Genomic DNA, 16893 nt, shown 5'->3' with positions numbered 1-16893 from the left:
CTCGATGTCCCCCGAGCCGTTGCGATCGGCCGATCCCGCCCGGCTCGGGTCGTACCGCCTCACCGCCCGGCTCGGACGCGGTGGCATGGGAACCGTCTACCTGGGCGAGACCACGGACGGCCGGACGGTCGCCGTCAAGGTGATCAACGCCGAGCTGGCCGACGATCCCGCGTTCCACGAGCGGTTCCGGCGCGAGGTCACCGCGGCCCGGCAGGTCCGCCGGTTCTCCACGGCCGCCGTGCTGGACGCCCAGCTCGACGGCGAACCGCTGTACGTGGTGACCGAGTACGTGGACGGGCCGTCGCTCGATCAGGCCGTCGAGCAGAACGGGCCGATGCACGGCGGCGCGCTCGAGGGCCTGGCCGTCGGCATCGCGACCGCGCTCAGCTCCATCCACGCCGCCGGGATCGTACACCGCGACCTCAAGCCGTCCAACGTGCTGCTGTCCTCGACCGGCCCGCGCGTCATCGACTTCGGCATCGCCCGCGCCCTGGACGCCGCGGACGGCCCCACGCGGACAGGCCAGTTCGTGGGCACGCCCGCCTACATCGCTCCCGAGCTCATGCGCGGCGAGGAGATCACTCCGGCCGCCGACGTCTTCGCCTGGGGCTGCGTGGTCGCGTACGCCGGTACGGGACGTGCGCCGTTCTCGGGCGTCACCGTCCCGGAGACCCTCTACCGCGTGGCGCACGACCCGCCCAGGCTTGACGGCCTCGACCCCGACCTGCACGATCTGGTGGCCTCCGCGCTCGACAAGGACCCGGCGCGCCGCCCGTCCACGCAGGACGTCCTGGCCCGGCTCGTCGGCCACGCCGATCCCAGCCCGAGACTGGTCGCGGACACGCTCCAGGCCTCCTGGCAGCAGGGTCCTCCCCAGAACGCGCCCCAGGACGGCAGGACCTGGGCCGATCAGCACGGGCCGCCGCCTCCTCCCGGCCCGCCATCGGCACCGGCCGAGCCAACGCCCACCACATGGGCGCAGCACCAGAGCCCACCCACGATGCCTCCCACGCCGCCGCCTGCGCCGCCGCGGAGCGCCGAGCCGCCCGCCCGGCGCCCGCGGTCGAAGCGCCGAGCGTACTTCGCGATGGCCTGCGGCACTCCCGCGGTCATCGCCGCCGTGGTCCTGGCGATGGTCTTCGGTCCGGACTCCTCCAAGGGCTCGTCTTCCGGCGACTCGGGAGCCAGCGGCTCACCCAGCGCTTCGCCGACAGGCAGCTCGTCGGCGGGCTCAACGTCCGAGGCGCCCAATGACGGCGCCGACATCGTCGCCCGCCAGCGGTTCAACGGCGACGCACCGGGCTGGGGGATGAATCCCCTCGGCTGCGGGGCGGTGGCCGACAACGCGTTCCGCATCAGCGCCGTGCTCACCGACGACTCCAAGTACTGCACCGTGCCGGGGCAGCAGCCCAGGCCCTCCAACCGCTACCTGCACGATGTCAAGATCAAGCTGCAGTCCGGGCCCGAGAACGGCCGATGGGAGGCGGGGCTGATCCTGGTCGGCAACGGCACCGACGGCTACGCGGTCGTGATCGGGCCCGACCACAAGGTGAGCATCCGCAAGCAGTCCGGCGGCAACCCCGGTAACAGCCTCCGGGTGGCCGACATCGAGGACTTCGAGACCGACGGGTTCAACCGGCTCCAGGTCCTGCTCGACCTCAGCGGGGCCAACACCGTGATCAAGGTCTGGGTCAACGAGGAACCGGCGTTCGCCTACACCGACACCGTGAATCCCCTGAAACTGGGTACCACCGCCCTCTTGGTGAACCGCCCTCGAACGGCCGCGCAGAACACCGACGCCGTGGCGTTCTTCGATGATTTCTCGCTCACCGAGCCCAAGGACAAGGGCTAGGACCAGGGCTGGGTCAGCTGCCCGGACCTCCGGTCACCGGCAAGATCTCTCCGGCCCCTCGTGAACGTGGATCTTTCCTTTCGCATCTCATGATTGTGGGAGGGAAGATGCCAACGACCCCGGTCCGGCCGAACGACCCTGAACGGCTCGGGCACTATCGGATCACCGCCCGGCTCGGGCGCGGCGGGATGGGCACGGTCTATCTCGGCCTCGACGAGGCGGGCCGGCGGGTGGCCATCAAGGTCATCAACCAGGAGCTGTCCGACGACGACGCGTTCAACGAACGGTTCCGGCGAGAGGTGACGGCCGCACGCCAGGTGCGGCGGTTCTGCACCGCGGCCGTGCTGGACGCGCGGCTGGACGGCGAGCCGCTGTACGTGGTGACCGAGTACGTCGACGGCCCCACCCTGGAACAGGTCATCCGCGCCGAAGGGCCGCTGAGCGAAGGCGCCCTGGAGGGGCTGGCAGTCAACATCGCGACCGCGCTGGGCGCCATCCACGGCGCCGGGATCGTGCACCGTGACCTCAAGCCGTCCAACGTGCTGCTGTCTTCGACCGGCCCGCGCGTCATCGACTTCGGCATCGCCCGTGCCCTGGACGCGCTCAGCGGCGGGCTGACCCGGACCGGGCAGTTCGTCGGCACGCCGTCGTACATCGCGCCGGAGCTCATGCGGGGCGGCGCGCTCACCCCGGCCGCCGACGTGTTCTCGTGGGGCTGTGTCCTGACGTACGCGGGCACCGGGCACGCCCCGTTCAGCGGCGGCACCATCCCAGAGATCATCCACCGTGTCGTCAACGAGCCACCGGCGGTCGGCGCCCTGGACCCGGACCTGCGGGCCCTGGTGATCCGTGCCCTGGACAAGGACCCGGCCCGCCGCCCGGACACGGCCGATCTCGTCCGCGAGCTGACCGGTCTCCGTGCCCCGGCCACCACCGAACCGTCGACCGAGCCCGATCACAAGCCACAGCCCGTCCACGCACGAGCGGCAGCGCAACCGCCCGTATCCGCACAGCCCATACCTGCGCCACCCATACCCGCGCCGTCGGTCACGCCGACACCACATCACGAGTCTCCTGCCCTGCATGAGGGGGTTTCCGGGGCACCGCTGATGCCCCAGACGGCTCCGGCCCCCACGGAGACTGCGCGTCCCGGTGGCCGCAAACCGCCGCCGTGGCGACCGCGCAATCTGGCGGTCGGAGCGCTGGTGCTGGCCGTGGCCGCCGTCGCCATCGTCCAGCCGTGGCGGTCGAACGGGGCACGTCCGCCGGCGTCCGGCGACGGGCCTCCTGCCGCCGGGGCCGCGGTGCTGAAGGACGATTTCGCCGACACGTCCACTGGCTGGCCCAACGGTTCGGGCGACTGCGCGGGTTATCGCGACAGCGCGTTCCTCCTGGACATCCTGGCCCAGGCGGGCAACACGGAGACGTGTACGGCGACCAAGCAGGCCTCGGTGCCGCGGCACTCCATCGTGGACGTCAAGGTCCGGCTCAACCCGTCCCAGACGAACGTCAGCTGGGCCGCGGGCGTGCACCTGCTCAACACCAACGACGACCGGTACGACGTCGTGCTCCGGCCGGACGGCACAGCGCGGCTGGAGAAACTCGTCGGCGGCAAGGGGACCGAACTCGCCACCGCGAAGGTCCCCGGATTCAAGGCGACCGGATACAACCGGCTCCAGGCCGAACTGGACCTGCGCGGCACCGCGACCAGCATCCGGCTCTGGGTGAACGGGAGCAAGGTCTTCGAACGCTCCGACACCGCTCAGCCGCTGCGCCAGGGGTCGACCGGGCTGGTCCTCTTCGACGCCGGAGCCAGGGAACGGGTCAGCGCGACGTTCGACGACTTCACGCTCAGCCAGGTCACGGCGTGACGATCACTCGCCGCCCTCCAGGTCGCCTTCGAGCTGCAGGTACGTCTCGCGGAGGCGATCGAGGACGTCGGGGTCGGGCTCGGCCCAGAGCTCACGGTCGGCGGCCTCGAGGAGCCGTTCGGTGATGCCGCGGAGCGCCCACGGATTGGACTGCTCCATGAACGCGCGGGTCTCCTCGTCGAAGACGTACTCCTTGGCGAGCGACTCGTACATCCAGTCGTCCACCACCCCCGCGGTCGCGTCGTACCCGAACAGGTAGTCCACGGTCGCGGCGAGCTCGAAGGCGCCCTTGTAGCCGTGCCGCCGCATCGCCGCGATCCAGCGCGGGTTGACCACCCGGGCGCGGAAGACACGATGCGTCTCCTCGGCGAGGCTACGGGTCTTGATCTGCTCGGGAAGAGCCGAATCCCCCACATAGGCGGCCGGGCTGCGCCCCGTCAGCGAGCGGACCATGGCGACCATGCCGCCGTGGTACTGGAAGTAGTCGTCGGAGTCGACGATGTCGTGCTCGCGGGTGTCCTGGTTCTTGGCGGCGACCGAGATGCGCCGGAACGAGGCCTCCATGTCCGGACGCGCCTCGCGCCCGTCGAGCCCACGCCCGTACGCGTAGCCGCCCCACACCGCGTACACCTCGGCCAGGTCACGGTCATCGCGCCAGTTGCGCGCATCGATCAATGGCAGCAGGCCCGCGCCGTACGCGCCCGGCTTGGAGCCGAAGATCCGCGTGGTGGCACGCCGCCAGTCGCCGTGCGCCGCGCGGTCTTCAAGCGCGTGCCGCCGCAGATGGTTGCGGTCGCCCGGCTCGTCCAGCTCGGCGACCGCGCGGATGGCGTCGTCGATCAGCGCGATGACATGGGGGAACGCGTCGCGGAAGAATCCTGAGATCCGCAGCGTCACGTCGATGCGCGGCCGTCCCAGCTCGCTCACCGGCACGATCTCGAAGCCCGTCACCCGCCGCGACGCGTCGTCCCAGGTCGGCCGGCAGCCGATGAGCGCGAGGATCTCCGCGATGTCATCGCCCTGCGTGCGCATCGCCGACGTGCCCCACACCGTCAGTCCGACGCTCGACGGGTACTCTCCCGTATCCGCCAGATGCCGCTCGATGAGCGAGTCGGCGAGCGCGACCCCGACGTCCCAGGAGTTGCGCGACGGGATCGCCTTCGGGTCGACCGAGTAGAAGTTGCGCCCGGTCGGCAGCACGTTGACCAGGCCACGCGTCGGTGAGCCAGACGGCCCGGCAGGCACGTACCCGCCGTCCAGCGCGTGCAGCACGGCCCCGATCTCGTCGCCCGTCGCGTTCAGCCGCGGCACCACCTCCGCCGCCCCGAACTCCAGCAGCCGCAGGACATCGGGCACCTCACGGCCGAGCACCTCCACGCAGACCGTCTTGGCCTCCGCCGCGTTCCAGCCGTTCCGTTCCATGCCCTCGACCAGCCGGCGTGCGACCGCCTCCAGCAGATCGACCACATCAGAGGCGGTCCGGGCCGGACCGTCGGCGAGCTCGGTCAGCCCACCCGGGTCCGCCGCCGCACCGGGATCCGCGAGGAGCGCCTTCTCATCCAGCCCGTGCAACGCAGCGAGCGCCGCGCGCAGGCCCGGCATCGCCCCGACCACACCGCCCCACACCTGCGAGGCCCGCAGAACGGCCAGGACGAGATTGACACGCGCCTCGTCCTCCGGCGCCTGGCCGAGGATGTGCAGCCCGTCGCGGATCTGCACGTCCTTGATCTCACACAGATAGCCGTCGATGTGCATGACGAAGTCATCGAACTCGTCCTCGCCCGGCATCTCCTCCTGATGGAGGTCATGATGGAGCTGAGCGGCCTGGATCAACGTCCAGATCTGCGCCCGCACGGTCGGCAGCTTGGCGGGATCAAGGTCGTTGACCGTCGCGTACTCATCGAGCAGCTGCTCCAGCTTGGCCAGGTCGCCATAGGTGTCGGCACGCGCCATCGGCGGCACCAGATGGTCGACGACGGTGGCGTGTGCCCTGCGCTTGGCCTGCGTGCCCTCGCCCGGGTCGTTCACGATGAACGGGTAGACCAGCGGCAGATCACCCAGAACCCCATCGGGTGCACACGCACCCGACAGCCCGAGGCCTTTACCCGGCAGCCACTCCAGCGTGCCGTGCTTGCCCAGATGTACGACCGCGTCCGCGCCGAACTCCCGATCCAGCCACCTGTAGGCCGCCAGGTAATGGTGCGAAGGCGGCAGATCCGGGTCGTGGTAGATCGCGATCGGGTTCTCACCGAAGCCACGCGGCGGCTGGATCATCAAGACGACGTTCCCGAACCGCAGCGAAGCGAGCACGATGTCGTCACCATCGACATAAAGCTCGCCCGGCGGCTCCCCCCAATGTGACCGCACACCCTCCCGGAAGCTCTCCGGCAAGTCAGCGAACCAAGCCTCATATCCGGCCAGCGAAACCCGGGCCGGGGCCTGCCGCAGCTGGTCCTCGGTCAGCCACTCCACATCGTGCCCACCCGCTGCGATCAGGGCGTGGATCAGCGGGTCCCCGTTGTCGGGATCGGCCCACAAACTGGAGTCCTCCCCCAGCCGGTACCCCGCCTCTTCCATCTCCCGCAACATCCGTACGGCAGAAGCAGGCGTGTCGAGCCCCACCGCGTTACCGACCCGCGCGTGCTTGGTCGGATACGACGACAAGACCAGCGCGACCTTCTTCTCCGCGTTGGGCACGTGCCGCAGCCGCGCGTGGCGGACCGCGATCCCCGCCACCCGCGCGGCCCGTTCGGGATCCGCCACGTACACCGGTATCCCGTCGGGCCCCTCCTCCTTGAACGAGAACGGCACCGAAATGAGCCGCCCGTCGAATTCAGGAATCGCGACCTGCATGGCCGCGTCCATAGGCGACAGCGCCGCGTCCGACTCCTCCCAGACCGCCCGGGACGACGTCAGGCACAACCCCTGGATCACCGGAACATCCAAACGTGCAAGCGCCCCCGCGTCCCAGGCGTCCTCATCCCCGCCCGCACTGGCGTCGCTAGCCACCGCCCCACCGGCTGCAAGAACAGTCGCAATCAACGTGTCAGCGGCACCGAGGAGCTCCAGCAACCCCTCATCGGCCCCCCGCAACGATCCACAGAAGACCGGTAGTGCATTCGCCCCCTGCGCCTCGATCTGCTCGCACAAGGCGTCAACAAAGCCCACGTTCCCCGACAGCTCATGCGCCCGGTAGAAAACAACCCCGACCGTCGGCCTGTCACCCCGGATCTCATAATCCCCGTGCACCCCGAACGAGGGCATCGCCACCGGAGGCGCGAACCCCTCCCCCGTCAGCAACACCGTGTCGGAGAGGAAACGAGCGAGCTCCCGCAGGTTGGCGACCCCGCCCTCCCGCAGGTAGTCCAGGGCCTCAGCCGCCACCCCCGCCGGAACGGTCGACAACGCCATCAACTCGGCGTCCGGATCGGCCTCCCCGCCCAGAAAGACCACCGGCAGCCCGCTGCTCCGCAGCCGTTCCACACCCTCCGGCCAGGTCTTGCGCCCACCCAGCAGCCGCACGACCACCAGGTCGACACCCTCCAGATCAGGCTCATCGACCCGTACCGGATTGGCGGTCGCAAACCCCGCGTCGGCCGCAGCGAGCAACTCGGTGTCGGCGGTGGACAGCAGCAGAGCACGCATCAGCAGGCCTCCTCCGGGGTCCGCGCCCCGGCTAGGGGAAGAGGTACGCGTCGGCCGGGAGTCTCCTGGCTCCCGGATCACCGCCGCGCCCCCGGCCTTCCAGCGTCACCGCCGTGGCCGTACCTGGGGGCGGACTCCCCGGTCACAGTTGCGGGACAGCCCCGGAATCACACCGGGTTCCTCCCCCACCGTCGCGAAGCTCAGTCTACGTCGGCGAGATTTCCCGCGGCCGGTCGGCTCGTTCCTTAGCGGAGCGGCGGAAGAAGGCGCGGAGGTCGCCGGTGAGGAGGTCGGGGGTCTCCATGAGATGCGACGGTCCAGAGGCGGGGGCCGATGCGGCGGTCGAGGCGGCGCAGGAACGACAGGACCCCGGCCGTGCCCGTCCCCCAGGTGAAGCCCTGGGTGTCGAGGTCGTTACCGGGGAAGATCGGCTGTCCGGGCGGTCCTCCGCTGCGGGCGAGCATCAGCTCAGCGATCTCTTCCGCGCCTCGCCAGTACGAGTCGTCGCCCGTGGCCATGGCGTTGTCGATGAGCGCTTCGCCCATCCCGGCCAGCCCGCAACACTGCGAGGTCACCCATGCTCCGGGAGCAACCGTCAGGCAGGCGCGGGCGCCGCGCTCAGCCAGTGACAGGTAGGTCTCGTCGTCGTACGCGCGGGCGGCGTGGAGCAGGGCGCTGACGATCCCCGACATGCCCTGGCACCAGGAGGCGCCCATCGGGCGGGCCTCTGGTCCGCCCAGGTCATCGATCAGCGAGTCGGCCACCTTGGCCAGTGCGGCAAAGCGTTCTTCGGCCGCCGCACCGGCGGCCGCGTCACCTGTCGCCTCGTGGTGGGAGAGGAGGAAGTCGGCGATGCCGGCCGCACCGTGGGCGAACGCGGTGTCCACGGCGACACCGGACCCGGGCTGCTCGATCGCCACGGACTCGTCGGGGTCGGCCACGTCTCCGGCGATCAGCCGCCGCGCGCACGTGGCGGCCATGTCCAGATGGGCGGGGTCGTCGGGGGTCTGGGACGCGAGGATCAGATGGCCGGTGCCGATGCCCGCGAGCCCGTGCGCCTGGTCGGCACGTTCGTTCCCGGTCAGCCGGACGGGCGCCGCGGCGGCCACCTGGCTCGCGGCGAGGAAGATCGCGGTGCCGGTACGGCCGAAGTAGAGAGCCGGTGGCAGGTCGGCGGGCGGTGTGTTCTCCACTGTCCAGCGGGCGAGGTCGGCGCCGATCGCCGCGCCTTCCGCGTGCTGGAGCAGCTCCATCCCGACGCCTGCCGTGCCCGCGTAGACGTTGGTGATGGGCGGGCTCGACCTGCGTTCGGCCGGAGTGTCCATCATCTTTTCCGCGAAGAGCACGCACTCGCGGGTGGTGTGGTCGAGGACAGCGGCCAGCAGGGCCCCGGTCAGCTTCGGCGAGGATGGCCGCGGCGTCGGTGTCATCGAGTCGGATGGGACTGGCGGTTTTGACGGAACATGCTGACCGGCGCGGATCTCGGCGGCGGCTCGCGTGCGTTACCCGGATCCAGGCTCATCAGGCGGGGAAGCAGCCCGATCGTGCCGGTCTCGACGCCGGGGAACATCCGGTCCAGGCATTGCAGGGTCCGCTCGACGCCGCGCTCCGGATCGGGATCGATGATGACCGGGTTCATGCCGGTGGCCGCGAAGAAGAGGGTCGCGCCCAACGAGAAGTGGTCGTCGGCAGGCACCGAGGGGTGGTCCGTGCGCTGGTCCGGAACCGAGTAACCACGGCTCCACCCGTACAGCTGGAGGTCCTCGTACCGGCTGGTGCCGAAGTCGATCAGCGTGCAGCGGCCGGCCTCGTCGAAGATGATGTTCTTGGGCGACAGGTCCCGGACGACCACGCCCCGCGCGTGCACCTCGTCCAGCACCGTCAGCAGCCGGGACGCCAGCACACCCAGATCGCGATGCCGCGGAGTGCCCGGTGCCTGGGAGAACGTGCCGTGCTCGCCCACATGGCGGTTGAGGTCGGTGGTGCCCGCGTCGGTCATGACCAGGAACTCGTCCTCGCCATGCCGGAAGTGGTCGATCGCCTCCGGAACCCCGGTCACCCCGGCCAGCGCCTTGAGGATCCGCAGTTCGTTGCGCAGGTACATCCGCAGGTCGGTGCCGTCGGGCCCCTCCCCCACGTACGCCCGGGCCTCCTTGACCACGACCGGGCGCCCGTCCGGCGCTGCGGCCCGGTAGACGTTCCCGCGCGGCCCCCGCATGACTCCGGTCGTCACGCGGTAGCGACCGATCAGCCGCACCCGGCCCGTCGCCGCCGGCTCGCCTCCCCGCGCGCTGCTCGGCGTTGGCGCGTCCGTTCTCGGCGGGTCGGGGCGGAACGGGTCGGTGGCCCAGGGCGGGCAGCTGTACTCGTTTCCGGCGGCGCCAGGGAGGCGTTCACCGTCCGGGCCGACGATGACCAGCTCGAAGTCGCCGTTGTCATCCACCTTGTACTGCGGGGCGAACGGCGCGTAGCGGTAGTAGACCGGGGCGTCGGGACGGACTCGCCGGTCGCTGACGATGCGCGGGGCGGCCAGACCGGTGAGCGCGGCGGCGAGGGCGTTGCCGAGGTCGGTGACCGAGTCCTGGGGCGGATAGACGGTGATGGCCTTGCCGACCGCGCCCGCGTCGAGGTCGCCGGAGTTGAGCTCGCGGAGCATCTCGGCGGATCGGGCCACCTTGAAGTCGCAGGGCACGGCGAGCAGCACGGGAAGTACCCGTTCGAGGGTCTCCCGCAGGGTCCCGGGACCGGCGCGCCACCCGAGGGCTTCCAGCGGCTGACCGCCGACCGCGTCACGTTCACCTACCCGGGGGCGGACCGGCCCGCCCTGTCCGAGGTGAGCGCGACCGTCGGACGGGGCGAGGTCGTCGCGCTCGTCGGCGAGAACGGCTCGGGCAAGACGACGCTGGCCAAGCTGCTCGCCGGGCTCTACCACCCCGATTCCGGCACGATCCGCTGGGACGGCACCGACCTCACCGCGATCCACGGCGACGCGCTGCGCCGGCGGATCTCCGTGATCGCCCAGGACCACACGCGCTGGCCGCTCACCGTTCGCGAGAACATCGTCATGGGCCGCCCGCTCGACGAGGAGCGGCTCGCGCACGCGGCCGCGGCGGCGGGCGCCGACCGCGTGATCGGCGAACTCGACCAGGGGTACGACGCGCTGCTCGACCGCCGGTTCCGCGGCGGCCACGACCTGTCCGGCGGGCAGTGGCAGCGCATCGCCGCGGCTCGGGGCTTCTACCGGGACGCTACGCTGGTCATCTTCGACGAGCCGACCTCGGCGCTGGACGCACGCGCCGAGCACGCGCTTTTCGAACGGATCCGGCGCCACGCCGACGGCCGCACGGTCATACTCATCACGCACCGGCTGGCCAGCGTGCGGTTCGCCGACCGGATCTACGTGCTCGACCACGGCCGGGTCGCCGAACACGGCACCCACGCGGAGCTGCTACGGAACGGCGGTCTGTACGCCGACCTCTACGAACTCCAAGCCTCGGCCTACCAGAACCCGCCCCGCTCCAGCCAGAACCCCGCCGACCAGAACATCCCGCAGGAGGCCTTGTGACCGGAGTCGCGGCGGCGGCCTATCCCGCGCTGATCTGCGTCCTGCTGGTGGCCATGGCGGGCAAGGCACGGGACGTACGCGGGTTCGCCGCCATCATCGACGGCTACCGCGTTCTGCCCAGCAGCCGCCGCCTGGCCGCACCAGCCGCCGTCGCCGTCCTGGCCGCTGAGGCGACCGCCGCCGTCCTTCTCATCCCGCCCGGCACCCGGCTTTGGGGGGCGATCCTGGCGGCGGCCCTCTTCACCGCGTTCCTGGTCGCGATGGTCTCGGTGCTCCGGCGCGGTCTGCGGGTCGATTGTGGTTGCTTCGGCTCGGCCAAGCGCTCGAACCCGGTGAGCATCCGCACCGTGGTCCGGGCGGGCTTGCTGCTGGTCCTCGCCGTGATGACCGTGGCCGTTCCGCCCGCCGGGTTCTCGGTCACCCATCTCGGCCTGTCGGGGCTCTACCTCTGCCTGCTCGCAGGGATCTCCCGCTTCCGCCGCCGTCCCGTTCCGCCGGAATCGCCGCCGCCCGCCGGGCTCCGGCCGGGTGCGCGGTTCAGGGTCGCCTCCGCTCCCGCGCCCCTCAGTGGTGACACCAGGCCCACGTTGTACGCGTTGATCTCACCGAGCTGCGGCACCTGCACGGCCATGCTGCGCGCGTTCGCCGCCGCCAGGGCGAGAACGCGCGTCATCATGGTCAGCGCCGCCGAGGAACGGCCAGTGCGCGAGCATCTGGCCGCCCACGGCGTCGCGGACCTTCCCTTGGTGATCGACCCGGACGTCTACGAGGCCAACGACATCGCGTGGCCGCCGTTCGCCGTCATCACCGACGCGGAGGGCACGGTACTGGCGGCGGGCGGCACCGACACCCCGCAGCGCCTCGACACGCTCCTCAGCCGTGTCACTTCTTATAGGGGACGAGTTTCTCCCGGAGCTCCTGCATAGTCCCGATGAGGAGCTGCTTGAGGAGTTCGCGGCTCTCCGCGTTCGCGCCCGTGTACTTGTCGATGTCGATGATCTGCTTCTTGGTGGCGGTCACCGAGTTGAGCTGGTGGTCCAGCTTGATGTCGCCCATCCAGGGGTTGCGGAAGAGGTTCGCCATGTCCGTCTTGAACATATGGACCAGGTCGTCGGGGTCGGCGATGTAGTTCTTGACCTCGGCGACGAACGTGAGGGTCGCCTTGCTGCCGATCACGGCCTGCTGGAGCGCGCTGTCACCGGTCTTGCGGTCGAGGACGATCGTCAGGCTGTGCAGCAGCCGGTCCTGGACGGGCTTGAACTTCACGTACTGGAGGTCGGTGCCGGCCTGGAACCCGATGGTGGGGCACCCTTGGTAGGCCATGGTGAACACCATCTCGCCGATGAGGACCTCGTCCTTGCTTTCCCGGGCTTCGGCGTTGTTCTTGAACTTCGAGATGAGCTGCAACATCGAGGGACTCCAGGGCCTAGGAGGAGACGGTGGTGGTGATGCGTCCGCGCAGGTACTTGGCCAGGGCCTGCCGGACCGCCGCCAGATGTTGCTGGAGCACCGGGTACTTGATCGTGTACTGGTCCGCGAAGTAGGGCGCCAGGTCCAGCAGCAGCTCGACCTGCACGTAGACATAGCTCGTGGTCAGGTCGGCGTCCACCGTCATCACGCCGGGCTCGCCGACGTCCAGGAAGCCGCTCTTGATCTCGGACTTGAGCGCCTGCCAGACCGTGCGCGCGTCCTGGACCTGCTCGCCGTAGCCCATCTGCACCGCGGCGTAGTGGCCGAGCGTCTTGGCCGCCAGCACGTCACCGGTGACGTGGGTCAGCCGGAACAGCACGCGGCTCTTGGTCGGCGGGTGCTCGAACCGCAGGTGGTGGTGGTTGCCGTCGGAGTTGAGATCGATGAGCACGTTGCCCTCGGCCACCATCGCGGTCACCACGGCGCCGACAAGGAGATCGTCCACCTCCCGCGCCATCCGCTGCTCGTCGAACCGCTGCCAGCTTCGTTTCACCAGCTGGCCGTATACCTGGTCGAGGTCTTCGCTCACGTACGCCCCCTTTGGATGCGATCTGTCCGACCCAGCACCCTATCGAGGCGTGATCAGAAAGCGGTGCGAGTTCCCAAGGAGTTGGCCGCCTTACGCCAGATCGTGGCAGCAAAGCGGTGGAAAACGCGCCGGGAGCGCGTCAGTCCTTCCGGCCGGTCGTGGCTCAGTCCTTGCGGCCGGTCGTCGCGACCGTGACGCCGAGGCCGATCATGAGGAGGCCGCCCGTTCCGCCGATCGCGGCGAGCCGCTGGGGCGAACGCGCGAACCATGCCCGCGCCGCGCCCGCGACCGTGCCCCAGACGCTGTCGCAGACGAGCGCGATCAGGCAGAAGGCCAGCCCGAACACCATCATCTGCAGCGGCACGTGCCCGTTGCCGGGCTCGACGAACTGCGGCAGGACGGCGGCGAAGAAGACGATGGTCTTGGGGTTGGTGACGCCCACCACGAAACCCTGCCCGAGGGCCCGGCGCCCGCCGCCGCGGCCGCCGGGATCGGCCTCGGCCAGCGCCTCGGTGAGCGAGCCGCGCTCCCGGATGGCCTGGACGCCGAGGTAGATGATGTACGCCGCCCCGATGAGCTTCAGCGCGGTGAACACCACCACGGACCGTTCGACGATCGAGCCGATGCCGAGCGCGACGGCGGCGGTGAGGACCAGGACGGCCAGTGCGTTGCCGGCCACGCTGGCCAGCGCCGTCCTGCGGCCGTAGGCCAGCGCACAGCCGACGACGAAGAGCACTGACGGCCCGGGAATCAGGATGATGACCGTCGCCATGGCGGCGAACGCCACCAGCTGTTCCATCGAGACCATGCCTTGAGGCTACAAAGCCCGCTGGCCGACCTCATAGCGGTTTTCATGGTGGTCTGGCGCACCTGCCCGGGCCAGGCCCGCCGCGCGGTCGGCGGCGCCGGAGATCACGGCGACGCCGAGGCCCGCCGCGCCGATCAGCGCTCCCACCCAGAGCGGCGAGGTGAGGCCGAGCCCGGCGTCGATGGCGAGACCGGCCAGGAACGGCCCGACGGCGTTTCCGAGGTTGAACGCCGCGACGTTGGCCGCCGAACCCATCGCCTCCGCGCCTACCGCCTTGTCCAGCACCCGGGTCTGCAGCGGCGGGATCATGGCCGAGGCCACCACGCCGAAGAGGGTGAGGGTGACGGCTGCGGCGATCCTGTTGTGCGCGGTCACGAGCAGCAGCGCGGACAGCCCGATCAACATTCCGAGCAGGACGTAGATGCTCGGCATCAGGGCCCGGTCGGCGAACCGCCCTCCGATCGGGCCGCCCACGAGCATGCCCAGGCCGAGCAGCGTGATCACGATGGGCACCGCCCCCTTGGAGAAGCCGGTGACGTCGGTCAGCAGCGGCGCGACGTACGTGACGATGGCCAGGAACGGCGCCCAGCCGAGCGCGGTCATCGCCAGCACGAGCCACAGCTGCCCGCTGCGGAACGCCTTCAGCTCGCGGCGCACACCGGCCTGCGGGCGCGGGCCGCGCGGCACCAGCAGCGCGATCCCCGCGAAGGCGATCACGCCGATCCCGGCGACGGCCCAGAAGGTGGAGCGCCAGCCGAGGTTCTGGCCGAGGAACGTGCCGAACGGGACGCCCACCACGTTGGCGAGGCTGAGCCCGGTGAACATCAGGGCGATGGCGCTGGCCCGCTTCTCGGGGCGTACCAGCTCGGCGGCCACGACCGAGCCGATGCCGATGTACGCGCCGTGGGCGAAGGAGGCCACGATCCGGCCCACCATGAGCGCGCCGTACGAGGGTGCCAGCGCGGACAGCAGATGCGCGGCGACGAAGAGGCCCATCAGTCCGAGCAGCATCGTCTTCCGCGGCGATCTGGCGCCGAGCGCGGTCATCACCGGCGCGCCCACGACCACGCCGAAGGCGTAGCCGGAGACGAGCAGGCCTGCCGTCGGGATCGACGTGTCGAAGTCGGCCGCGAGCTCGGGCAGCAGTCCGGCGATGATGAACTCGGTCGTGCCGATGCCGAAGGCGCCGAGCGCCAACGCCAGCAGGGCGAGGGGCATGGGGTCTCCTGAGATAGGGGTCTCGTGGGGACAGCCTGAGGTAAAATGGCCAGCGCGAAAAGGTAACCAGCGCATGCATTAGTTGCACACGCTAGCTACTTGCACACGCCGACTATATGACTGTGCAACTATCTCGGCAACCGAGGGGAGCGTGAGCCATGTCACCTTCTGATGCAGCGCCTTCCAACGCCGTGGAGGCTCGGGCTCAGGGCTGGCGTACGCTCGCCGCCCTCCAGAACCGCATCGAGACCCAGATCGAGAAGGCGCTCCAGGCCAAGCACGGCCTGAGCGTCAACGAGTTCTGCGCCCTCCATCACCTGACCGGCGCGGAGGGCCCACACACACGCATGCAGCAGCTCGCCGACATGCTCGTGCTCAGCCAGAGCGCCACGACCCGGCTCGTGACCCGCCTGGAGGAACGCGGTCTCATCACCCGTGTCCTCTCTGCGGAAGACCGGCGCGGCATCTACGCCCAGGCCACCGAGCTCGGCCGGAAGCTGCACGACGAGGCGGCCCCCACGCACAACTCGGCGCTGGACGCCGCCCTCAGCGAGGCGGCCGACCTGCCGGAGCTCACCCCCCTGGTGCACGCCCTGGAGTCCCTCAGCATCAAGGTCTGACGGGCCGTCAAGAATCGCCGTCGGCGTACGGACGGCGGCCCGGCTTCTTCAGGAACTCCGCCTGCGAGACGCCCCAGCCGTCCGGCGGCGACTCTCCGACGCCCAGCCTCCTGAACGCCTGCAGCACCTGCGGGTCCTGCGCGTCCAGCCAGTCCACGAGCTGCCGGAACGAGACGCATCGCACCTCTTCTTTCTGGCAGACGTCCCGCATCACGTCCTCGACGACGTCCATGTAGATGCCGCCGTTCCAGCGCTCGAAGTGATTACCGATGACCATCGGTGCGCGATTGCCTGAGTAGGCGCGGGCGAAGCCGCGCATCAGCCCGGCCCGCATCTGGTGTTTCCAGAGCGGACGGCGCGCCGGCGAGCCGTTGTAGTTCTTCGACTGGTTGGCCAGGAAGTTGTAGTCCATCGACAGGACCTCAAAGCTCCTGCCCGGCATCGGGACCCGCTGGAGAGGAAGGTCCCAGAGCCCGAACTTCTTGCGCGGCCAAACCTGCTCGCCGTTGCCACTGGAGTCGTACCGGAAGCCCATCGACCGGCCCGCCCTGAGGAGGTTCTGCCGTCCCTCCAGGCACGGCGTGCGACCGCCGATGAGTTCCTCGTCGTAGTCGAACGGCAGCGGCCGCATCGTGGTCCAGCCGGTGGTGGTCCGCCAGTGCTTCACGAACCACTTGGCCTGCGCGGTCTCCGCCCGCCACTGCGCCGGTGACCATGACGCGACCCCCGTAGGGCCGCAGAAGTGCCCGTTGAAATGCGTGGCGATCTCGTTGCCCTCAGCCCACGCCTGCCGTATCTGGGTGAGCGTTCGCCTGATGCTCTCGCTGCCCAGGTAGCCGATGTCCGACGCGCCGCGGGGCCTGCCGGGCGGCCGGTAGCGCATCCGTTCGGACTCCGGTAGGAGGTAGATGCCGCTGAGGAAGAACGTCTGGGTGGCGCCAAGCTCATGTCCGAGCCGCCGGAAGCGGGAGAACAGGCGGTTGTCGTCCTCGCCCGCACCGTCCCAGGAGAAGACGACGAACTGCGGCGGGCGTTCACCTGACGCGAGGCGCCGTGGCTGTGGCAGGCCGGGTTGCGGACCGGTGTACGCCGTGGAGCCGTCGCCGATGAGCCTGGGCTGTCGCTGCGCGGCCGAACCGGCCTGCCGTCTTTCGCCCTCGTGTCCGGACAGTGGAGCGGCCTTGCGCGCGGCGTCGTCCGGCACGCCCTTGCTGTCGTCCGTGTAGACCCAGACAACTCCGCCTGCCAGGACCGCCGCCCCCGCCGCCAAGCCGACCGTGGTCTTCGCAGTACCCGCCACCTGGACAACATGGCG

At 70.2% G+C, this 16893-nt stretch carries 13 protein-coding genes and 1 riboswitch; of the genes, 5 read left to right on the top strand and 8 right to left on the bottom strand.

Going from position 1 to position 16893, the window contains the following annotated elements; translation table 11 throughout:
- Positions 1–4: 4 nt before the first annotated feature.
- Positions 5–1852 carry a serine/threonine-protein kinase gene (locus F8566_RS49995; RefSeq protein WP_225993351.1) on the top strand — a complete coding sequence of 616 codons (1848 nt, stop codon included), beginning with the start codon at positions 5–7 and terminating at the stop codon, positions 1850–1852.
- Between the two features lie 107 nt (positions 1853–1959).
- On the top strand, positions 1960–3723 hold the full coding sequence (locus F8566_RS20550; protein WP_225993350.1) for a serine/threonine-protein kinase: 1764 nt from the start codon (positions 1960–1962) through the stop codon (positions 3721–3723).
- 3 nt (positions 3724–3726) lie between these two features.
- Here the strand turns inward: F8566_RS20550 and cobN are convergent, their stop codons facing one another.
- From cobN to F8566_RS51385, 3 genes are all read right to left on the bottom strand, one after another.
- Positions 3727–7368: a cobaltochelatase subunit CobN gene (gene cobN / locus F8566_RS20545; protein WP_151562200.1), complete on the bottom strand. Its 3642-nt coding sequence runs from the start codon at positions 7366–7368 to the stop codon at positions 3727–3729.
- Between the two features lie 38 nt (positions 7369–7406).
- A riboswitch (cobalamin riboswitch) is annotated at positions 7407–7589 on the bottom strand.
- Between the two features lie 24 nt (positions 7590–7613).
- On the bottom strand, positions 7614–8798 hold the full coding sequence (locus F8566_RS49990; protein WP_192809777.1) for a lanthionine synthetase C family protein: 1185 nt from the start codon (positions 8796–8798) through the stop codon (positions 7614–7616).
- A complete protein-coding gene (locus tag F8566_RS51385; protein ID WP_225993375.1) occupies positions 8795–10072 on the bottom strand; it encodes a class III lanthionine synthetase LanKC N-terminal domain-containing protein in 1278 nt (425 codons plus the stop codon). The genes F8566_RS49990 and F8566_RS51385 overlap by 4 nt, the downstream gene beginning before the upstream one ends.
- A gap of 129 nt (positions 10073–10201) precedes the next feature.
- On the opposite strand from F8566_RS51385, the gene F8566_RS51380 reads away from it, so the two are divergent.
- On the top strand, positions 10202–10933 hold the full coding sequence (locus F8566_RS51380) for an ABC transporter ATP-binding protein (protein WP_318836426.1): 732 nt from the start codon (positions 10202–10204) through the stop codon (positions 10931–10933).
- Entirely contained in the window at positions 10930–11859 is a 930-nt protein-coding gene (locus F8566_RS20530) for a MauE/DoxX family redox-associated membrane protein (protein WP_151562198.1), read from the top strand. Before F8566_RS51380 ends, F8566_RS20530 begins: the two co-directional genes overlap by 4 nt.
- On the opposite strand, the gene F8566_RS20525 is transcribed toward F8566_RS20530, so the two are convergent.
- The 4 genes from F8566_RS20525 to F8566_RS20510 all read right to left on the bottom strand — a co-directional run bounded on the left by F8566_RS20525 (position 11816) and on the right by F8566_RS20510 (position 14958).
- A complete protein-coding gene (locus tag F8566_RS20525; RefSeq protein ID WP_151562196.1) occupies positions 11816–12343 on the bottom strand; it encodes a hypothetical protein in 528 nt (175 codons plus the stop codon). The genes F8566_RS20530 and F8566_RS20525 overlap by 44 nt on opposite strands.
- A 16-nt stretch (positions 12344–12359) precedes the next feature.
- Entirely contained in the window at positions 12360–12932 is a 573-nt protein-coding gene (locus F8566_RS20520) for a hypothetical protein (RefSeq protein WP_151562194.1), read from the bottom strand.
- 163 nt (positions 12933–13095) lie between these two features.
- The gene (locus tag F8566_RS20515; protein WP_151562192.1) at positions 13096–13740 is read right to left on the bottom strand and encodes a LysE family translocator; all 645 of its coding nucleotides are present in this window, start codon (positions 13738–13740) and stop codon (positions 13096–13098) included.
- A gap of 9 nt (positions 13741–13749) precedes the next feature.
- Positions 13750–14958 carry an MFS transporter gene (locus F8566_RS20510; RefSeq protein WP_151562190.1) on the bottom strand — a complete coding sequence of 403 codons (1209 nt, stop codon included), beginning with the start codon at positions 14956–14958 and terminating at the stop codon, positions 13750–13752.
- A 158-nt stretch (positions 14959–15116) separates the two neighbouring features.
- On the opposite strand from F8566_RS20510, the gene F8566_RS20505 reads away from it, so the two are divergent.
- Positions 15117–15578, top strand: a complete 462-nt coding sequence (locus F8566_RS20505; protein ID WP_151562188.1) for a MarR family winged helix-turn-helix transcriptional regulator — start codon at positions 15117–15119, stop codon at positions 15576–15578.
- Positions 15579–15585: 7 nt separating this feature from the next.
- On the opposite strand, the gene F8566_RS20500 is transcribed toward F8566_RS20505, so the two are convergent.
- A complete protein-coding gene (locus F8566_RS20500) occupies positions 15586–16878 on the bottom strand; it encodes a polysaccharide deacetylase family protein (protein ID WP_192809774.1) in 1293 nt (430 codons plus the stop codon).
- Between the last annotated feature and the right edge of the window lie 15 nt (positions 16879–16893).

This window comes from Actinomadura rudentiformis, assembly GCF_008923185.1.
In the GTDB taxonomy this organism is placed as follows: Bacteria; Actinomycetota; Actinomycetes; order Streptosporangiales; family Streptosporangiaceae; genus Spirillospora; species Spirillospora rudentiformis.
Note: the sequence above shows the minus strand (reverse complement) of the source record. Positions and strands in the feature narration are given on the sequence as shown.

What these genes read in the sequence shown, in the direction of transcription:
- F8566_RS49995 (WP_225993351.1), top strand. Translation starts at nt 5, where the DNA reads ATGTCCCCCGAGCCGTTGCGATCGGCCGATCCCGCCCGGCTCGGGTCG.
- F8566_RS20550 (WP_225993350.1), top strand. Translation starts at nt 1,960, where the DNA reads ATGCCAACGACCCCGGTCCGGCCGAACGACCCTGAACGGCTCGGGCAC.
- cobN (WP_151562200.1), bottom strand. Translation starts at nt 7,368, where the DNA reads ATGCGTGCTCTGCTGCTGTCCACCGCCGACACCGAGTTGCTCGCTGCG.
- F8566_RS49990 (WP_192809777.1), bottom strand. Translation starts at nt 8,798, where the DNA reads ATGACACCGACGCCGCGGCCATCCTCGCCGAAGCTGACCGGGGCCCTG.
- F8566_RS20525 (WP_151562196.1), bottom strand. Translation starts at nt 12,343, where the DNA reads ATGTTGCAGCTCATCTCGAAGTTCAAGAACAACGCCGAAGCCCGGGAA.
- F8566_RS20515 (WP_151562192.1), bottom strand. Translation starts at nt 13,740, where the DNA reads ATGGTCTCGATGGAACAGCTGGTGGCGTTCGCCGCCATGGCGACGGTC.
- F8566_RS20510 (WP_151562190.1), bottom strand. Translation starts at nt 14,958, where the DNA reads ATGCCCCTCGCCCTGCTGGCGTTGGCGCTCGGCGCCTTCGGCATCGGC.
- F8566_RS20505 (WP_151562188.1), top strand. Translation starts at nt 15,117, where the DNA reads ATGTCACCTTCTGATGCAGCGCCTTCCAACGCCGTGGAGGCTCGGGCT.